General features: G+C 61.3%; 14 protein-coding genes. 13 read left to right on the top strand and 1 reads right to left on the bottom strand.

Annotated elements, in window-relative coordinates:
• Positions 1 to 2: 2 nt before the first annotated feature.
• The 3 genes from ACODR6_RS09295 to ACODR6_RS09285 are packed head-to-tail and all read left to right on the top strand — an operon-like array spanning position 3 to position 1,383.
• Positions 3 to 296: a YciI-like protein gene (locus tag ACODR6_RS09295; RefSeq protein WP_130283271.1), complete on the top strand. Its 294-nt coding sequence runs from the start codon at positions 3 to 5 to the stop codon at positions 294 to 296.
• A gap of 1 nt (position 297) precedes the next feature.
• Positions 298 to 729: an EVE domain-containing protein gene (locus ACODR6_RS09290; RefSeq protein WP_112718469.1), complete on the top strand. Its 432-nt coding sequence runs from the start codon at positions 298 to 300 to the stop codon at positions 727 to 729.
• A gap of 6 nt (positions 730 to 735) precedes the next feature.
• On the top strand, positions 736 to 1,383 hold the full coding sequence (locus tag ACODR6_RS09285) for a class I SAM-dependent methyltransferase (protein WP_489022361.1): 648 nt from the start codon (positions 736 to 738) through the stop codon (positions 1,381 to 1,383).
• Here the strand turns inward: ACODR6_RS09285 and ACODR6_RS09280 are convergent.
• Positions 1,373 to 1,816 (bottom strand): hypothetical protein, encoded by a 444-nt coding sequence (locus ACODR6_RS09280; RefSeq protein ID WP_489022360.1) that lies wholly within the window; start codon positions 1,814 to 1,816, stop codon positions 1,373 to 1,375. The two genes, ACODR6_RS09285 and ACODR6_RS09280, sit on opposite strands and share 11 nt — an antisense overlap.
• Before the next feature lie 317 nt (positions 1,817 to 2,133).
• On the opposite strand from ACODR6_RS09280, the gene sdhC reads away from it, so the two are divergent.
• From sdhC to ACODR6_RS09230, 10 genes are all read left to right on the top strand, one after another.
• Complete coding sequence (gene sdhC / locus ACODR6_RS09275) at positions 2,134 to 2,526, top strand: succinate dehydrogenase, cytochrome b556 subunit (protein ID WP_203427789.1); 393 nt, start codon at positions 2,134 to 2,136, stop codon at positions 2,524 to 2,526.
• A 12-nt stretch (positions 2,527 to 2,538) separates the two neighbouring features.
• Positions 2,539 to 2,919 carry a succinate dehydrogenase, hydrophobic membrane anchor protein gene (gene sdhD / locus ACODR6_RS09270; protein ID WP_203427790.1) on the top strand — a complete coding sequence of 127 codons (381 nt, stop codon included), beginning with the start codon at positions 2,539 to 2,541 and terminating at the stop codon, positions 2,917 to 2,919.
• Positions 2,920 to 2,926: 7 nt separating this feature from the next.
• Complete coding sequence (sdhA, locus tag ACODR6_RS09265; protein WP_130283281.1) at positions 2,927 to 4,768, top strand: succinate dehydrogenase flavoprotein subunit; 1,842 nt, start codon at positions 2,927 to 2,929, stop codon at positions 4,766 to 4,768.
• A gap of 343 nt (positions 4,769 to 5,111) precedes the next feature.
• Complete coding sequence (locus tag ACODR6_RS09260) at positions 5,112 to 5,891, top strand: succinate dehydrogenase iron-sulfur subunit (protein ID WP_489022359.1); 780 nt, start codon at positions 5,112 to 5,114, stop codon at positions 5,889 to 5,891.
• Between the two features lie 268 nt (positions 5,892 to 6,159).
• Positions 6,160 to 6,669, top strand: a complete 510-nt coding sequence (locus ACODR6_RS09255) for a protease inhibitor Inh/omp19 family protein (protein WP_199627870.1) — start codon at positions 6,160 to 6,162, stop codon at positions 6,667 to 6,669.
• 48 nt (positions 6,670 to 6,717) lie between these two features.
• Positions 6,718 to 7,881 carry a cell division protein ZapE gene (gene zapE, locus ACODR6_RS09250; RefSeq protein ID WP_489022358.1) on the top strand — a complete coding sequence of 388 codons (1,164 nt, stop codon included), beginning with the start codon at positions 6,718 to 6,720 and terminating at the stop codon, positions 7,879 to 7,881.
• Between the two features lie 176 nt (positions 7,882 to 8,057).
• Positions 8,058 to 9,020, top strand: coding sequence for a malate dehydrogenase (mdh, locus tag ACODR6_RS09245; protein WP_112385778.1), 963 nt, complete (start codon positions 8,058 to 8,060; stop codon positions 9,018 to 9,020).
• A gap of 40 nt (positions 9,021 to 9,060) precedes the next feature.
• Positions 9,061 to 10,254 carry an ADP-forming succinate--CoA ligase subunit beta gene (sucC, locus tag ACODR6_RS09240; RefSeq protein WP_112717924.1) on the top strand — a complete coding sequence of 398 codons (1,194 nt, stop codon included), beginning with the start codon at positions 9,061 to 9,063 and terminating at the stop codon, positions 10,252 to 10,254.
• 16 nt (positions 10,255 to 10,270) lie between these two features.
• On the top strand, positions 10,271 to 11,173 hold the full coding sequence (gene sucD, locus ACODR6_RS09235) for a succinate--CoA ligase subunit alpha (RefSeq protein WP_112717926.1): 903 nt from the start codon (positions 10,271 to 10,273) through the stop codon (positions 11,171 to 11,173).
• A gap of 166 nt (positions 11,174 to 11,339) precedes the next feature.
• Positions 11,340 to 14,324: a 2-oxoglutarate dehydrogenase E1 component gene (locus ACODR6_RS09230; protein WP_130283293.1), complete on the top strand. Its 2,985-nt coding sequence runs from the start codon at positions 11,340 to 11,342 to the stop codon at positions 14,322 to 14,324.
• Position 14,325 lies beyond the last annotated feature (1 nt).

Genomic DNA, 14,325 nt, shown 5'->3' with positions numbered 1-14,325 from the left:
ACATGCTTTTCGCCCTTCTCTGCAAGGACAAGCCGGGACATCTGAACGTGCGCATGGAAACGCGCCCAACGCATGTCGAGTATCTCAACAAGCTCAATGCCGAAGGCAAGCTGGCGATCGCTGGCCCGTTCCTTGACGCTGACGGCAAGCCGAATGGCAGCCTGGTGATCGTCAAGGCCGACAGCATTGAAGCCGCCAAGGCACTCGGCGAGGCCGATCCCTATGCAAAGGCCGGCCTGTTCGAGAGCGTCGAGGTGAAGCCCTACAACTGGGTCTTCAACAATCCGGAGGCCTGAGATGGCGCATTGGCTTTACAAGTCCGAGCCTGAGGCATGGTCGTGGGAGCAGCAGAAGGCTGCCGGCGAAAAGGGCACGGAATGGACCGGCGTTCGCAACTACCTGGCGCGCAACAACATGCGGGCCATGCAGATCGGCGACAAGGGCTTCTTTTACCATTCGAATGAGGGGTTGGAGATCGTCGGTATCGTCGAAGTCTGCGCTCTCTCGCATCCCGATTCCAGCGCCAAAGGCGATCCCAAATGGGATTGCGTCGATATCCGCGCCGTGATGGACATGCCGAAGCCGGTGACGCTGAAGGATGTCAAGGCGAGCGAAAAGCTCTCGAAGATGTCGCTGGTCACCTCCATGCGCCTCTCCGTGCAGCCCGTGACCGATGACGAGTGGCTGGAAGTCTGCCGCATGGGCGGGCTCGACAACCCGCCGCGCTGACAGCCTTTGAAGAGCGATCCCGAACTCTTCATCCGCGCCAATACCAGCTTGATGGCGCCGCCGCATGTGCCGGAGATCCGGCTGCATCTGGCGAGCGAAGCCCATGAGCTCTGGCTGAAGACGGAAGAGGAGCTTGCCGAGATCGGTCTGCCGCCGCCATTCTGGGCTTTCGCTTGGGCGGGCGGGCAGGGGCTGGCGCGTTACGTGCTCGATCATCCGGAGCATCTGCGCGGCAAGAGCGTTCTGGATTTTGCGACGGGATCCGGTCTCGTGGCGATCGCCGCCCGCATGGCGGGTGCGGCGAAGGTCCTGGCGGCAGATATCGATCCGTGGACGGAAACTGCAGTCCGGCTGAACGCTGCGGCGAATGGCGTCTCGATCGAATTCGAGGGTGCGGACTTGATCGGCTCGATGATCGCTGCCGACGTGCTGCTTGCCGGCGACGTCTTCTATGATCGCGGCTTTGCCGATGCGCTGCTGCCGTGGTTTCAGCGCCTGGCGGCCGGAGGCAAGGATATTCTGGTCGGCGATCCAGGCCGCGCCTATCTGCCGAAAGACAGCCTGGAATTCTGCGCGGTCTATGAAGTGCCAGTCACCCGGGCGCTCGAGGATAGCGAAGTCAAGAAGACGACCGTCTGGCGCTTCAGGGCCTGATCACGCAGACATTGGCCTCGTATTCGCAAGGGTCGTCCTGCACGGCGACGTCGATGATCTTTGCCTTGGGAGCGACGGTCGTGGTTTGCGGCGCGCCATAGATCGTATAACCGCTGGCGCCGATATAGGTGCCGCCATCGACGTCATAGGCGTAGGAACCGGCATAGGTGCCGTTGTATGCAGGGCCTGCCACCTGCGGGGCGGCCGCATTGACGCTGCGGATGCTGTAGCCGTTGGCAACCGGGGAGAACTGGCGAAGGCGGACATAGCGGTTGTGGCCATGGCGGCGATCGCGATCGCCATACCATTGATTGCCACCCGTCCAGTGAACCATGCCGCGATCACGATGCGGGAAGCGTTCACCGGCGGCGGCCGGCAGCGCCATCAGGGCGCCGAGCATGAGCGGAATGACTTTCGAAAAACGCGTGACCATCGGATGTCTTCCTCGCAAAATGCGATCGTTAACAAATCGTTAACGGCAGCTTGCGTCAAAACTTTCTGCATGTCCACTTGAGCGATGAAAAATCAGGATAAAATCTGAGCGGCGCGGGCCAGTTTTGCTCTGCAGCAACTTCCCGGTAACGCGAATCGATTAAATTAAAAAGCGGACAGCAATTGTGCTTGTCGTCCGGGGTTTCGGTGATTAAACGTCGCCATTGATGCAACGCACACAGACAATTTTGTCATTCCTGTGGTTGCCTTGATATGCTCCGAATTCCGGAAGCGCAGAGAAGACGCCGCGAGGTTCTGATGGCGAATGTGACAAATAACCGGCCCCTGTCGCCGCATTTGCAAATTTACAAACCAATCCCCACCATGGTCATGTCGATCGTTCACCGCATTACCGGTGGCGCTCTCTATGTCGGCACGCTGCTGATCGCCTGGTGGCTGATTGCGGCCGCGACCGGCCAGTCGAATTACGACTGGGCCAACTGGGTGCTCGGCAGCATCATCGGCAAGCTGGTCCTGCTCGGCTACACCTGGGCGCTGATCCACCACATGCTCGGCGGCTTCCGCCACTTCATGTGGGACCTCGGCCACGGCTTCGGCAAGGAATTCTCCACCAAGCTCGCCATCGCCAATCTGATCGGATCGCTCTGTCTGACCGCGCTGGTCTGGGTGATCGGCTTCGTCATTCGTTAAAAGGTCGCTCTCATGGATATGCGTACCCCCCTGGGTAAGGTTCGCGGCCTCGGCTCCGCCAAGGAAGGCACCGATCACTTCTGGCGCCAGCGTGTGACCGCGGTCGCCAACGTGCCGCTGTTTCTGTTCTTCATCATCTTCATGCTGATTCACGCCGGCCAGCCCTATGCGGAGGTGGTTCACGCCCTGTCGAACCCGTTCGTCGCCGTCATCATGGGCCTGATGATCATCTCGGGCGTCATTCACATGAAGCTCGGCATGCAGGTCATCATCGAGGACTATGTTCATTCCGAATGGCTGAAGATCATCAGCCTGATGCTGAACACGTTCTTCTCGATACTGATCGCCGGCCTCTGTCTCTTCGCCATTCTGAAAATTGCATTCGTAGGATAACCGTATCATGGCACCCTCTTCACCCGCTCAGAATGGGAAGGCCTACAAGTACGTCGACCACTCTTATGATGTGATCGTCGTCGGCGCCGGTGGCGCCGGTCTGCGCGCCACGCTCGGCATGGCAGAGCAGGGCTTCCGCACCGCCTGCATCACCAAGGTATTCCCGACGCGTTCGCACACTGTTGCCGCCCAGGGCGGCATTGCCGCGTCGCTGCAGAACATGACGCCGGATAGCTGGCAGTGGCACCTTTACGACACCGTCAAGGGTTCCGACTGGCTCGGCGACGTCGATGCCATGCAGTATCTCACCATGGAAGCGCCGAAGGCGGTCTATGAGCTCGAGCATTACGGCGTGCCGTTCTCGCGCAACGAGGAAGGCAAGATCTACCAGCGCCCGTTCGGCGGCCACATGCAGAATTTCGGCGAGGGACCGCCGGTACAGCGTACCTGCGCCGTCGCCGACCGCACCGGCCACGCCATCCTGCACACGCTCTATGGCCAGTCGCTGCGAAACAATGCTGAATTCTTCATCGAGTATTTCGCGCTCGATCTGATCATGTCGGAAGACGGCAGCCGCTGCACCGGCGTCGTTGCTTGGAACCTCGATGACGGCACGATCCATCGCTTCGCCGCCAAGATGGTGGTGCTGGCGACCGGCGGTTACGGCCGCGCCTATTTCTCGGCAACGTCGGCCCATACGTGCACCGGCGACGGCGGTGGCATGGTTGCCCGCGCTGGCCTGCCGCTGCAGGATATGGAATTCGTCCAGTTCCACCCGACCGGCATCTACGGTTCCGGCTGTCTGATCACGGAAGGCGCACGCGGTGAAGGCGGCTACCTCGTCAACTCCGAGGGTGAGCGCTTCATGGAACGCTACGCACCGTCGGCCAAGGACCTTGCCTCGCGTGACGTCGTCTCGCGCTGCATGACGCTGGAAATCCGCGAAGGCCGCGGCGTCGGCAAGAACAAGGACCACATCTTCCTGCATCTCGACCATCTCGATCCGGCCGTTCTGCATGAGCGCCTGCCGGGCATTTCCGAGAGCGCCAAGATCTTCGCCGGCGTCGACGTGACGCGCGAGCCGATCCCGGTTCTGCCGACCGTCCACTACAATATGGGCGGCATCCCGACCAACTATTGGGGCGAAGTGCTGAATGCCGACAGCAATAACCCTGAGCGGATCATTCCGGGCCTGATGGCTGTCGGTGAAGCGGGCTGCGCCTCGGTGCACGGTGCCAACCGTCTCGGCTCCAACTCGCTGATCGACCTCGTGGTCTTCGGCCGCGCCGCCGCAATCCGCGCCGGCGAGGTTATCGACCGCGCAGCGCCCGTCCCGCATCTCAACGTCGCTGCCTGCGACAAGATCATGGACCGCTTCGACGGCCTGCGCCACGCCAGCGGCGGTACGCCGACGGCGGTGCTGCGTGAAAAGATGCAGCGCGCCATGCAGGAAGACGCCGCCGTCTTCCGCACGCAGGAATCGCTGGAATCCGGTTGCCAGCGCATTTCGGCGATCTGGGGCGAGATGAAGGACATCAAGGTCACCGACCGCTCGATGATCTGGAACTCCGACCTCGTCGAAACGCTCGAGCTGCAGAACCTGATGGCCAACGCCATCACGACGATCTACGGCGCCGAGGCCCGCAAGGAGAGCCGCGGTTCGCATGCGCGCGAAGACTATACGGAAGGCGCATTCGCCGGCCGCGACGACGTCAACTGGCGCAAGCACACGCTTGCCTGGGTCAACGAGGCAGGTGACGTCAAGCTCGACTACCGCCCGGTTCACACCGAGCTGATTGCAGACGGCATCGATCCCAAGAAGATCGCGCCGAAGGCTCGCGTGTACTGATATGAAGGTATTTTGCTGCACCCTTATAATTGGAGCTGTAGCTGCCGCCTCTCCCGCACTCGCGGCAGAGCGGTACAAGCTCCGCGCGCCGGGTGGTGTTCCCGCTGCCGTCGTCAACGAGGTTGGCGTTTGGAAGTCGGCCAATGCCGCGCGCCGGGCGCGTTCGTCGCTTGACGGCGCGTTCATGTCACCAAATTTGGAATGCATCGTTCGGCCTGGGACAAAGGCCGAGGTGATCAAGCGTGAGGGGCCGGTCGCATACGTGCGGGCGAGCAATGCTGCTTTCGGCGGTTGCAGGGGGTACGTGAAAACGGACTTCCTGTCGGCAAACTAGGATCTTAACATGGTTGAACTCGCTCTCCCCAAGAACTCCCAGATCCGCGAAGGCAAGGTTTGGCCGAAGCCTGCGGGCGCCAAGAACACGCGCGAATTCCGCGTCTATCGCTGGAGCCCCGACGATGGCCAGAACCCGTCGATCGACACGTTCTATATCGATGTCGACGACTGCGGCCCGATGGTGCTCGACGGTCTGCTCTACATCAAGAACAAGATCGACCCGACGCTGACGCTGCGCCGCTCCTGCCGCGAAGGCATCTGCGGCTCCTGCGCGATGAACATCGACGGCACGAATACGCTCGCCTGCACCAAGGGTCTCGACGACATCAAGGGCTCGGTGAAGATCTATCCGCTGCCGCATATGCCGGTCGTCAAGGACCTCGTTCCCGACCTGACCAACTTCTACGCCCAGCACCGTTCGATCGAGCCCTGGCTGAAGACGGTCTCGCCGACGCCGGCGAAGGAATGGAAGCAGAGCCACGAAGACCGCCAGAAGCTGGACGGCCTCTACGAGTGCATTCTCTGCGCCTGCTGCTCGACCTCCTGTCCGAGCTACTGGTGGAACGGCGACCGTTATCTCGGTCCGGCTGTTCTGCTGCAGGCCTATCGCTGGCTGATCGACAGCCGCGACGAAGCGACTGGCGAGCGCCTCGACAATCTCGAGGATCCGTTCCGCCTGTATCGCTGCCACACGATCATGAACTGCGCGCAGACCTGCCCGAAGGGCCTGAACCCGGCAAAGGCGATCGCCGAGATCAAGAAGATGATGGTCGAGCGCCGCGTCTGACTGCAAATCGAACGGCGCCGCTTGCGGCGCCGTTTTTCTTCCGGTGGCCGGTCAAACCGGGGAAGAATGCGCGGTCATCACCTTGATGACAAATTCTGCCTTCAGAAGTCCTTCCGCACGGCTTGAATTGCCTCTGTTCCGGCTTAGGTCCTGTCACGGGCAATTTACGGCTGTGCCGACTTGATTAACCAAAGTGAAATACGTTAATTCGAAAATTAGTCCGATGACTATTTTTGATGCGGCAAAGCGAATATTCGGGAGCCTCAAGATGCAGTTGCGATATGCGATGACAGGTGTGGCGGTTGTTCTGTCACTCGCTGGCTGCCAGCGTACGGCCTATGACAACGCTAGTTACAGCAGCCAGCCGGCGCCGCTGACGGCGCAGCCCGTGCCGTCGGTGCAGGGCGGCCAGCTGCCCCCTCCGGGCGGCGCATCGCAGTTCCCGGCCGCACCGAGCGCGGCGCCTGCCGCTCCGGCAGCCCCGGGCGCCATGGCCGCAAACGCTCTCGATGTCACCAAAGAATCGATGGTTGGCAGCTGGCGCGTCAACGGCAGCTGCGACATGTTCCTGACGCTGACCAATCTCGGCAGCGGCTCGCGCGGCGGTACGCGCGGTTGCGCCGGCGAACTGACAGCGATGGGTTCCTGGGAAGTGTCCGGCAAGCAGGTTCTGCTCAAGGACCGCAGCGGCAACCAGATCGGCAGCGTCTACAAGACCGCCGACAACAGCTTCTCCGGCCAGACCAGCGGCGGCCAGGCAATCACCCTCAGCCGGTAATTCATCCGGCGGCAGGTCCGCCGGCCACGCATAGGCGGATTTGCTCTCATGCAGCCAATGCCAGACTACGCCCTGAGCGTCAGCGAACAGTTGAAGTCGCTGACGGCCAACGGTGATTTGCAGGTCGATTCCGCACAGATGGACGTGGCAAAGAACCTGGACCGGGTTCTTTCGCAGCTGAAGCAGCGCCGCCCCGCGGCCAAGTCCAGCGCTCTCGGCTGGCTGTTTGCTTCCAAGAAGAAGGCCGAGCAGGGGATCAAGGGGCTCTACATCCATGGCAGCGTCGGCCGCGGCAAGACGATGCTGATGGACATGTTCTTCGGCATGGCGCCCTGCAAGAAGAAACGACGGGCGCATTTCCACGAATTCATGGCCGACGTGCATAACCGCATCGCCGTCCACCGCCAGAAGCTGAAGGATGGCGAGACCAAGCAGGCGGATCCGATGCCGCCGGTCGCGGCCTCCCTCTATGAAGAGGCCGAGCTTCTCTGCTTCGACGAGTTCACGGTCACCGACATTGCCGATGCGATGATCCTGTCGCGACTGTTCTCAGAGCTTTTCGCCCGCGGTTGCGTGCTGATCGCGACGTCGAATGTCGAGCCCGACAATCTTTACAGGGACGGCCTCAACCGCGGCCTCTTTCTGCCCTTCGTCGAACTGCTGAAGAAGAATGTCGACGTCGTGACGCTCGATTCTCCCACCGATTACCGGATGGAGAAGCTGAACAGCCAGCCCGTCTATCTGACGCCGATCGACGAGCGGACGGATATGGCAATGGATGCGTCCTGGACGCAGATGCTGCATGGGCGCAAGGCGCAGCCGCTCGAAATTCCGATGAAGGGCCGGTCGATCCAGGTGCCGCTCGCCGTCGACCGGATGGCGCGCTTCGCCTTCAGCGATCTCTGCGACAAGCCGCTTGGCGCTGCCGACTTTCTGGCGATCACCGCGCGTTTCGACACGATTTTCATCGACCGCATTCCGCTGCTTGGTCCCGACAAGCGAAATCAGTCCAAGCGCTTCATCATTCTCGTCGATACCCTATATGACCATGGCGTGCGGCTTCATGCTTCCGCCGCGGCCATGCCCGAGGATCTGCTGACCGAACGCAGGGGCACGGAAGGTTTCGAATTCGATCGTACGGCATCGCGTCTCTTCGAGATGCGGAGCGCGGAATATCTTGCGCTGCATCATCAGAAGACCGCTGCCGAGTAACACTTTAGTGACAAATTATCTTACGTTTACGTAAGAATTTTGATATCTAAACGATTGAAAATGCTACACCAAAAATAACACGTTGCCATTTTTTGGCTTTAGGTCTATGCGATTGCGGCATTGGACGACGCCGCCGCGCGCCGCCCGACCGATTATATTCGCAAAGGAAAAGCGAAATGGCGCGTAATAAGATCGCACTCATTGGTTCTGGCATGATTGGTGGCACGCTGGCGCATCTCGCCGGTCTCAAGGAGCTCGGCGACATCGTTCTGTTCGACATTGCCGACGGCATTCCGCAGGGCAAGGGCCTCGACATCTCCCAGTCGTCTCCGGTCGAAGGCTTCGACGTCAACCTGACCGGCGCCAGCGATTACTCGGCGATCGAAGGTGCTGACGTCTGCATCGTCACCGCAGGTGTCGCCCGCAAGCCGGGCATGAGCCGCGACGACCTTCTCGGTATCAACCTCAAGGTCATGGAGCAGGTCGGCGCCGGCATCAAGAAGTATGCCCCGAACGCTTTCGTCATCTGCATCACCAACCCGCTCGACGCGATGGTCTGGGCCCTGCAGAAGTTCTCCGGCCTTCCGGCCAACAAGGTCGTCGGCATGGCCGGCGTTCTGGATAGCTCGCGTTTCCGCCTGTTCCTCTCGAAGGAATTCAACGTTTCCGTTCAGGACGTCACCGCATTCGTTCTCGGCGGCCACGGCGACACGATGGTGCCGCTCGCCCGCTACTCGACCGTTGGCGGTATCCCGCTGACCGACCTCGTCACCATGGGTTGGGTCACCAAGGAGCGCCTCGAAGAAATCATCCAGCGCACCCGTGACGGCGGCGCCGAAATCGTCGGCCTGCTGAAGACCGGCTCGGCCTATTACGCTCCGGCCGCTTCGGCGATCGAGATGGCTGAATCCTACCTCAAGGACAAGAAGCGCGTTCTGCCTTGCGCAGCGCAGCTCACCGGCCAGTACGGCGTCAAGGACATGTATGTCGGCGTTCCCACCGTCATCGGTGCCGGCGGTGTCGAGCGCGTCATCGAAATCGACCTGAACAAGGCCGAAAAGGAAGCCTTCGACAAGTCGGTGGCTGCTGTCGCCGGCCTTTGTGAAGCCTGCATCAACATTGCGCCTGCGCTGAAGTAATTCCCGCGCGCCCCCACGCAATTCAAACAGGAATAGATCCATGAATATTCATGAATATCAGGCCAAGGCTCTCTTGAAGGGCTACGGCGCGCCGGTCGCAAGTGGCGTGCCGATCCTCAAGGTCGAGGAAGCCGAAGCGGCTGCAAAGTCGCTTCCCGGCCCGCTCTATGTCGTCAAGAGCCAGATCCATGCTGGTGGCCGCGGTAAGGGCAAGTTCAAGGAACTCGGCCCCGACGCCAAGGGCGGCGTTCGCCTCGCCAAGTCGATCGACGAAGTCGTCGCTCACGCCAAGGAAATGCTCGGCAACACGCTGGTAACGGCGCAGACGGGCGAAGCCGGCAAGCAGGTCAACCGTCTCTATATCGAAGACGGCGCCGACATTGCCCGTGAACTTTACTGCTCGCTGCTCGTCGACCGCTCGGTCGGCCAGGTTGCCTTCGTCGTTTCGACCGAAGGCGGCATGGACATCGAAGCCGTTGCCCACGACACGCCCGAGAAGATCCACACGATCGCCATCAATCCGGAAACCGGCGTGACGGCTGCCGACGTGGCTGCGATCTCCAAGGCCCTGCAGCTCGACGGCGCTGCCGCCGAAGATGCGAAGTCGCTGTTCCCGGCGCTCTACAAGGCCTTCAACGAGAAGGACATGGCTCTCCTCGAGGTCAACCCGCTGATCGTCATGAAGGACGGTCATCTGCGCGTTCTCGACGCCAAGATGTCCTTCGACGGCAACGCGCTGTTCCGCCATGACGACGTCAAGGCGCTGCGCGACGAGACGGAAGAAGACGCCAAGGAAATCGAAGCCTCCAAGTGGGACCTCGCCTACGTTGCCCTCGACGGCAACATCGGCTGCATGGTCAACGGCGCAGGCCTCGCCATGGCGACGATGGACATCATCAAGCTGTACGGCAAGGAGCCGGCAAACTTCTGCGACGTCGGCGGTGGCGCCGGCAAGGAGAAGGTGGCTGCAGCCTTCAAGATCATCACTGCCGACCCCAAGGTCGAAGGCATTCTCGTCAACATCTTCGGCGGCATCATGAAGTGCGATGTCATCGCTGAAGGCGTCGTCGCTGCCGTGCAGGAAGTCGGCCTCAAGGTTCCGCTCGTCGTTCGCCTCGAAGGCACCAATGTCGAGCTCGGCAAGAAGATCCTGAACGAGTCGGGTCTGGCGATCACGGCGGCTGACGATCTCGACGATGCCGCGAAGAAGATCGTCGCGGCGATCAACGCCTAATTTGAGGACCTGATAGATGTCTATTCTCGTAAACAAGAATACCAAGGTTCTCGTTCAGGGCCTGACCGGCAAGACCGGTACCTTCCACACCGAACAGGCTCTCGCCTACTACGGCACGCAGATGGTCGGCGGTATCCACCCGAAGAAGGGTGGCGAAACCTGGACCGGCTCGAAGGGCGAAAGCCTGCCGATCTTCGCTTCCGTCGCCGAAGGCCGCGAGAAGACCGGCGCTGACGCGTCCGTCATCTACGTTCCGCCGGCAGGCGCTGCAGACGCGATCATCGAAGCGATCGACGCCGAGATCCCGTTCATCACCTGCATCACCGAAGGCATCCCGGTCATGGACATGGTCCGCGTCAAGGCTCGCCTCGACCGCTCCAAGTCGCGTCTGCTCGGCCCGAACTGCCCGGGTATCCTGACGCCGGAAGAATGCAAGATCGGCATCATGCCGGGCTCGATCTTCCGCAAGGGTTCGGTCGGTATCGTTTCGCGCTCCGGCACGCTAACCTATGAAGCCGTCTTCCAGACCTCGAACGAAGGCCTCGGCCAGACGACGGCTGTCGGCATCGGCGGCGACCCGGTCAAGGGCACCGAATTCATCGACGTGCTCGAGATGTTCCTGGCCGATGAAGCCACGACCTCGATCATCATGATCGGCGAAATCGGCGGCTCGGCTGAAGAAGACGCGGCCCAGTTCCTCAAGGATGAAGCCAAGAAGGGCCGCAAGAAGCCGATGGCCGGCTTCATCGCCGGCCGTACCGCTCCGAAGGGCCGCACCATGGGTCACGCCGGCGCGGTCGTTTCCGGCGGCAAGGGCGATGCGGAATCGAAGATCGCAGCCATGGAATCGGCAGGCATCAAGGTGTCGCCTTCTCCGGCTCGCCTCGGCAAGACGCTGGTTGAAGTCCTCAAGGGCTGATCCGACATAAGACCCGGGCGGCGGACTGCATCTGCCTCCTCCGCCCGGCTGACCTTTCGAATGCAGATGTGCCGCGGACAGGCGGCAAATGGAAATGCGGCAGCCGGCGAGATGGCCGGCAAACTCATCTTAGTCAGGAGGCGGGCGGAAGCGTCCGCATAACACCATGGCACGGCAAGAAGCCAACGAGCAGTTTCAGATCACTTCGTTTCTGGATGGCGCAAACGCTGCTTATATCGAGCAGCTCTACGCCCGTTATGAAGACGATCCGTCATCGGTCGACGAACAGTGGCGCACCTTCTTCAAGGCGCTCGACGACGATCCCGCTGATGTGAAGAAGGCGGCCAAGGGTGCATCCTGGCGCAAGAAGCACTGGCCGATCCCGGCCGGTGGCGATCTCGTCTCGGCGCTCGATGGCGACTGGGGCATCGTCGAGAAGGTCATCGAGACCAAGGTGAAGGCGAAGGCCGAAGCCGCAGGCAAGCCGGCGGAAGCCGCCGATGTCCTGCAGGCGACGCGCGATTCCGTCCGCGCCATCATGATGATCCGCGCCTACCGCATGCGCGGCCACCTGCATGCCAAGCTCGACCCGCTCGGCATCGCTGCTCCGGTTGAAGATTACCACGAGCTGTCGCCCGAAAATTACGGTTTCACAGCCGCCGATTACGATCGCAAGATCTTCATCGACAACGTTCTCGGCCTCGAATACGCGACCATCCGCGAGATGATCGAGATTCTCGAGCGCACCTATTGCTCGACGCTCGGCGTCGAATTCATGCACATCTCCAATCCGGAAGAGAAGGCCTGGATCCAGGAACGTATCGAAGGTCCGGACAAGGGCGTGGCGTTCACCCCCGAAGGCAAGAAGGCGATCCTGCAGAAGGTCATCGAAGCCGAAGGCTACGAGCAGTTCCTCGACGTCAAGTTCAAGGGCACCAAGCGTTTCGGTCTCGACGGCGGTGAATCGCTGATCCCGGCTCTCGAGCAGATCCTGAAGCGCGGCGGTTCGCTCGGCCTCAAGGAAGCCGTGTTCGGCATGGCCCACCGCGGCCGTCTGAACGTGCTTTCCCAGGTCATGGGCAAGCCGCACCGCGCCATCTTCCACGAGTTCAAGGGCGGCTCCTACGCGCCTGACGAAGTCGAAGGTTCCGGCGACGTGAAGTACCATCTCGGTGCTTCCTCCGACCGCGAATTCGACGGCAACAAGGTTCACGTTTCGCTGACGGCAAACCCGTCGCATCTCGAAATCGTCGACCCTGTTGTCATGGGCAAGGCCCGCGCCAAGCAGGACATGGGCGCTACCGTCTGGGACGGCGACACCATTCCGCTGTCCGAACGCTCCAAGGTTCTGCCGCTGCTGATCCACGGTGACGCGGCCTTCGCCGGCCAGGGCGTCATCGCTGAAATCCTCGGCCTTTCCGGCCTGCGCGGTCACCGCGTTGCCGGTACGATGCACGTCATCATCAACAACCAGATCGGCTTCACCACGAACCCGGCCTTCTCGCGTTCGTCGCCCTATCCGTCCGACGTCGCCAAGATGATCGAAGCGCCGATTCTGCACGTCAACGGCGACGATCCGGAAGCGGTCGTCTACGGCGCCAAGGTTGCCATGGAATTTCGCATGAAGTTCCACAAGCCTGTCGTCCTCGACATGTTCTGCTACCGCCGCTATGGCCACAACGAAGGCGACGAGCCGTCCTTCACGCAGCCGAAGATGTACAAGGTCATCCGCGGCCACAAGACCGTGCTGCAGATCTACGCCGAGCGTCTGATCGGCGAAGGCCTGCTGACCGAAGGCGAAGTCGAAAAGATGAAGGCCGACTGGCGTGCCCATCTCGAGCAGGAGTTCGAGGCCGGCCAGAGCTACAAGCCGAACAAGGCCGACTGGCTGGACGGCGAGTGGTCGGGTCTGCGCACGGCTGACAATGCCGATGAACAGCGCCGCGGCAAGACCGCCGTTCCGATGAAGCAGCTGAAGGAAATCGGCCGCAAGCTCTCCGAAATTCCGGAAGGCTTCCATGCACACCGCACCATCCAGCGCTTCATGGAAAACCGCGCCAACATGATCCAGACGGGTGAAAACCTCGACTGGGCAATGGCGGAAGCCCTGGCATTCGGCTCGCTGGTCACGGAAGGTCACAAGATCCGCCTGTCGGGTCAGGATTGCGAACGCGGCACCTTCTCGCAGCGTCACTCGGTCCTCTACGATCAGGAAACGGAAGAGCGCTACATCCCGCTCGCCAACCTGTCGCCGACCCAGGCGCGTTACGAAGTCATCAACTCGATGCTTTCGGAAGAAGCGGTTCTCGGCTTCGAATACGGCTACTCGCTGGCCCGCCCGAATGCGCTGACCCTCTGGGAAGCCCAGTTCGGCGACTTCGCCAACGGTGCACAGGTCGTGTTCGACCAGTTCATTTCGTCGGGCGAACGCAAGTGGCTGCGAATGTCCGGTCTCGTCTGCCTTCTGCCGCATGGCTATGAAGGTCAGGGTCCGGAGCACTCCTCGGCACGCCTGGAGCGCTTCCTCCAGCTCTGCGCCGAAGACAACATGCAGGTCGCCAACGTCACGACGCCGTCGAACTACTTCCATATCCTTCGCCGTCAGCTGAAGCGCGACTTCCGCAAGCCGCTCGTGCTGATGACGCCGAAGTCGCTGCTGCGCCACAAGCGTGCGGTTTCGACCCTGGCTGAGATGGCCGGCGAGTCTTCCTTCCACCGTCTCCTGTGGGACGATGCCGAGGTCATCAAGGACGGCCCGATCAAGCTGCAGAAGGATGCCAAGATTCGCCGCGTCGTGCTCTGCACCGGCAAGGTCTATTACGACCTGCTCGAAGAGCGCGAAAAGCGCGGCATCGACGACATCTACCTGCTGCGCGTCGAACAGCTCTATCCGTTCCCGGCAAAGGCGCTCATCAACGAGCTCAGCCGCTTCCGGAATGCGGAAATGGTCTGGTGCCAGGAAGAGCCGAAGAACATGGGTGCATGGTCGTTCATCGACCCGTATCTGGAATGGGTTCTCGCCCATATCGATGCGAAGTATCAGCGCGTCCGTTACACGGGCCGCCCGGCCGCCGCTTCGCCGGCAACGGGCCTGATGTCCAAGCACCTGTCGCAGCTTGCCGCATTCCTTGAGGATGCGCTGGGCGGCTGAC

It is taken from the genome of Rhizobium sp. FG96 (genome assembly GCF_057808655.1).
The sequence above is the reverse complement of the archived record's forward strand: the minus strand, read 5'-3'. Positions and strand labels throughout refer to the sequence as shown.

Coding starts and splice junctions, on each gene's coding strand:
- ACODR6_RS09280 (WP_489022360.1), bottom strand. CDS start 1,816: ATGGTCACGCGTTTTTCGAAAGTCATTCCGCTCATGCTCGGCGCCCTG.
- sdhC (WP_203427789.1), top strand. CDS start 2,134: ATGGCGAATGTGACAAATAACCGGCCCCTGTCGCCGCATTTGCAAATT.
- sucC (WP_112717924.1), top strand. CDS start 9,061: ATGAATATTCATGAATATCAGGCCAAGGCTCTCTTGAAGGGCTACGGC.
- ACODR6_RS09290 (WP_112718469.1), top strand. CDS start 298: ATGGCGCATTGGCTTTACAAGTCCGAGCCTGAGGCATGGTCGTGGGAG.
- sdhD (WP_203427790.1), top strand. CDS start 2,539: ATGGATATGCGTACCCCCCTGGGTAAGGTTCGCGGCCTCGGCTCCGCC.
- ACODR6_RS09295 (WP_130283271.1), top strand. CDS start 3: ATGCTTTTCGCCCTTCTCTGCAAGGACAAGCCGGGACATCTGAACGTG.
- ACODR6_RS09230 (WP_130283293.1), top strand. CDS start 11,340: ATGGCACGGCAAGAAGCCAACGAGCAGTTTCAGATCACTTCGTTTCTG.
- ACODR6_RS09255 (WP_199627870.1), top strand. CDS start 6,160: ATGCAGTTGCGATATGCGATGACAGGTGTGGCGGTTGTTCTGTCACTC.
- sdhA (WP_130283281.1), top strand. CDS start 2,927: ATGGCACCCTCTTCACCCGCTCAGAATGGGAAGGCCTACAAGTACGTC.
- sucD (WP_112717926.1), top strand. CDS start 10,271: ATGTCTATTCTCGTAAACAAGAATACCAAGGTTCTCGTTCAGGGCCTG.
- zapE (WP_489022358.1), top strand. CDS start 6,718: ATGCAGCCAATGCCAGACTACGCCCTGAGCGTCAGCGAACAGTTGAAG.
- ACODR6_RS09260 (WP_489022359.1), top strand. CDS start 5,112: ATGGTTGAACTCGCTCTCCCCAAGAACTCCCAGATCCGCGAAGGCAAG.
- mdh (WP_112385778.1), top strand. CDS start 8,058: ATGGCGCGTAATAAGATCGCACTCATTGGTTCTGGCATGATTGGTGGC.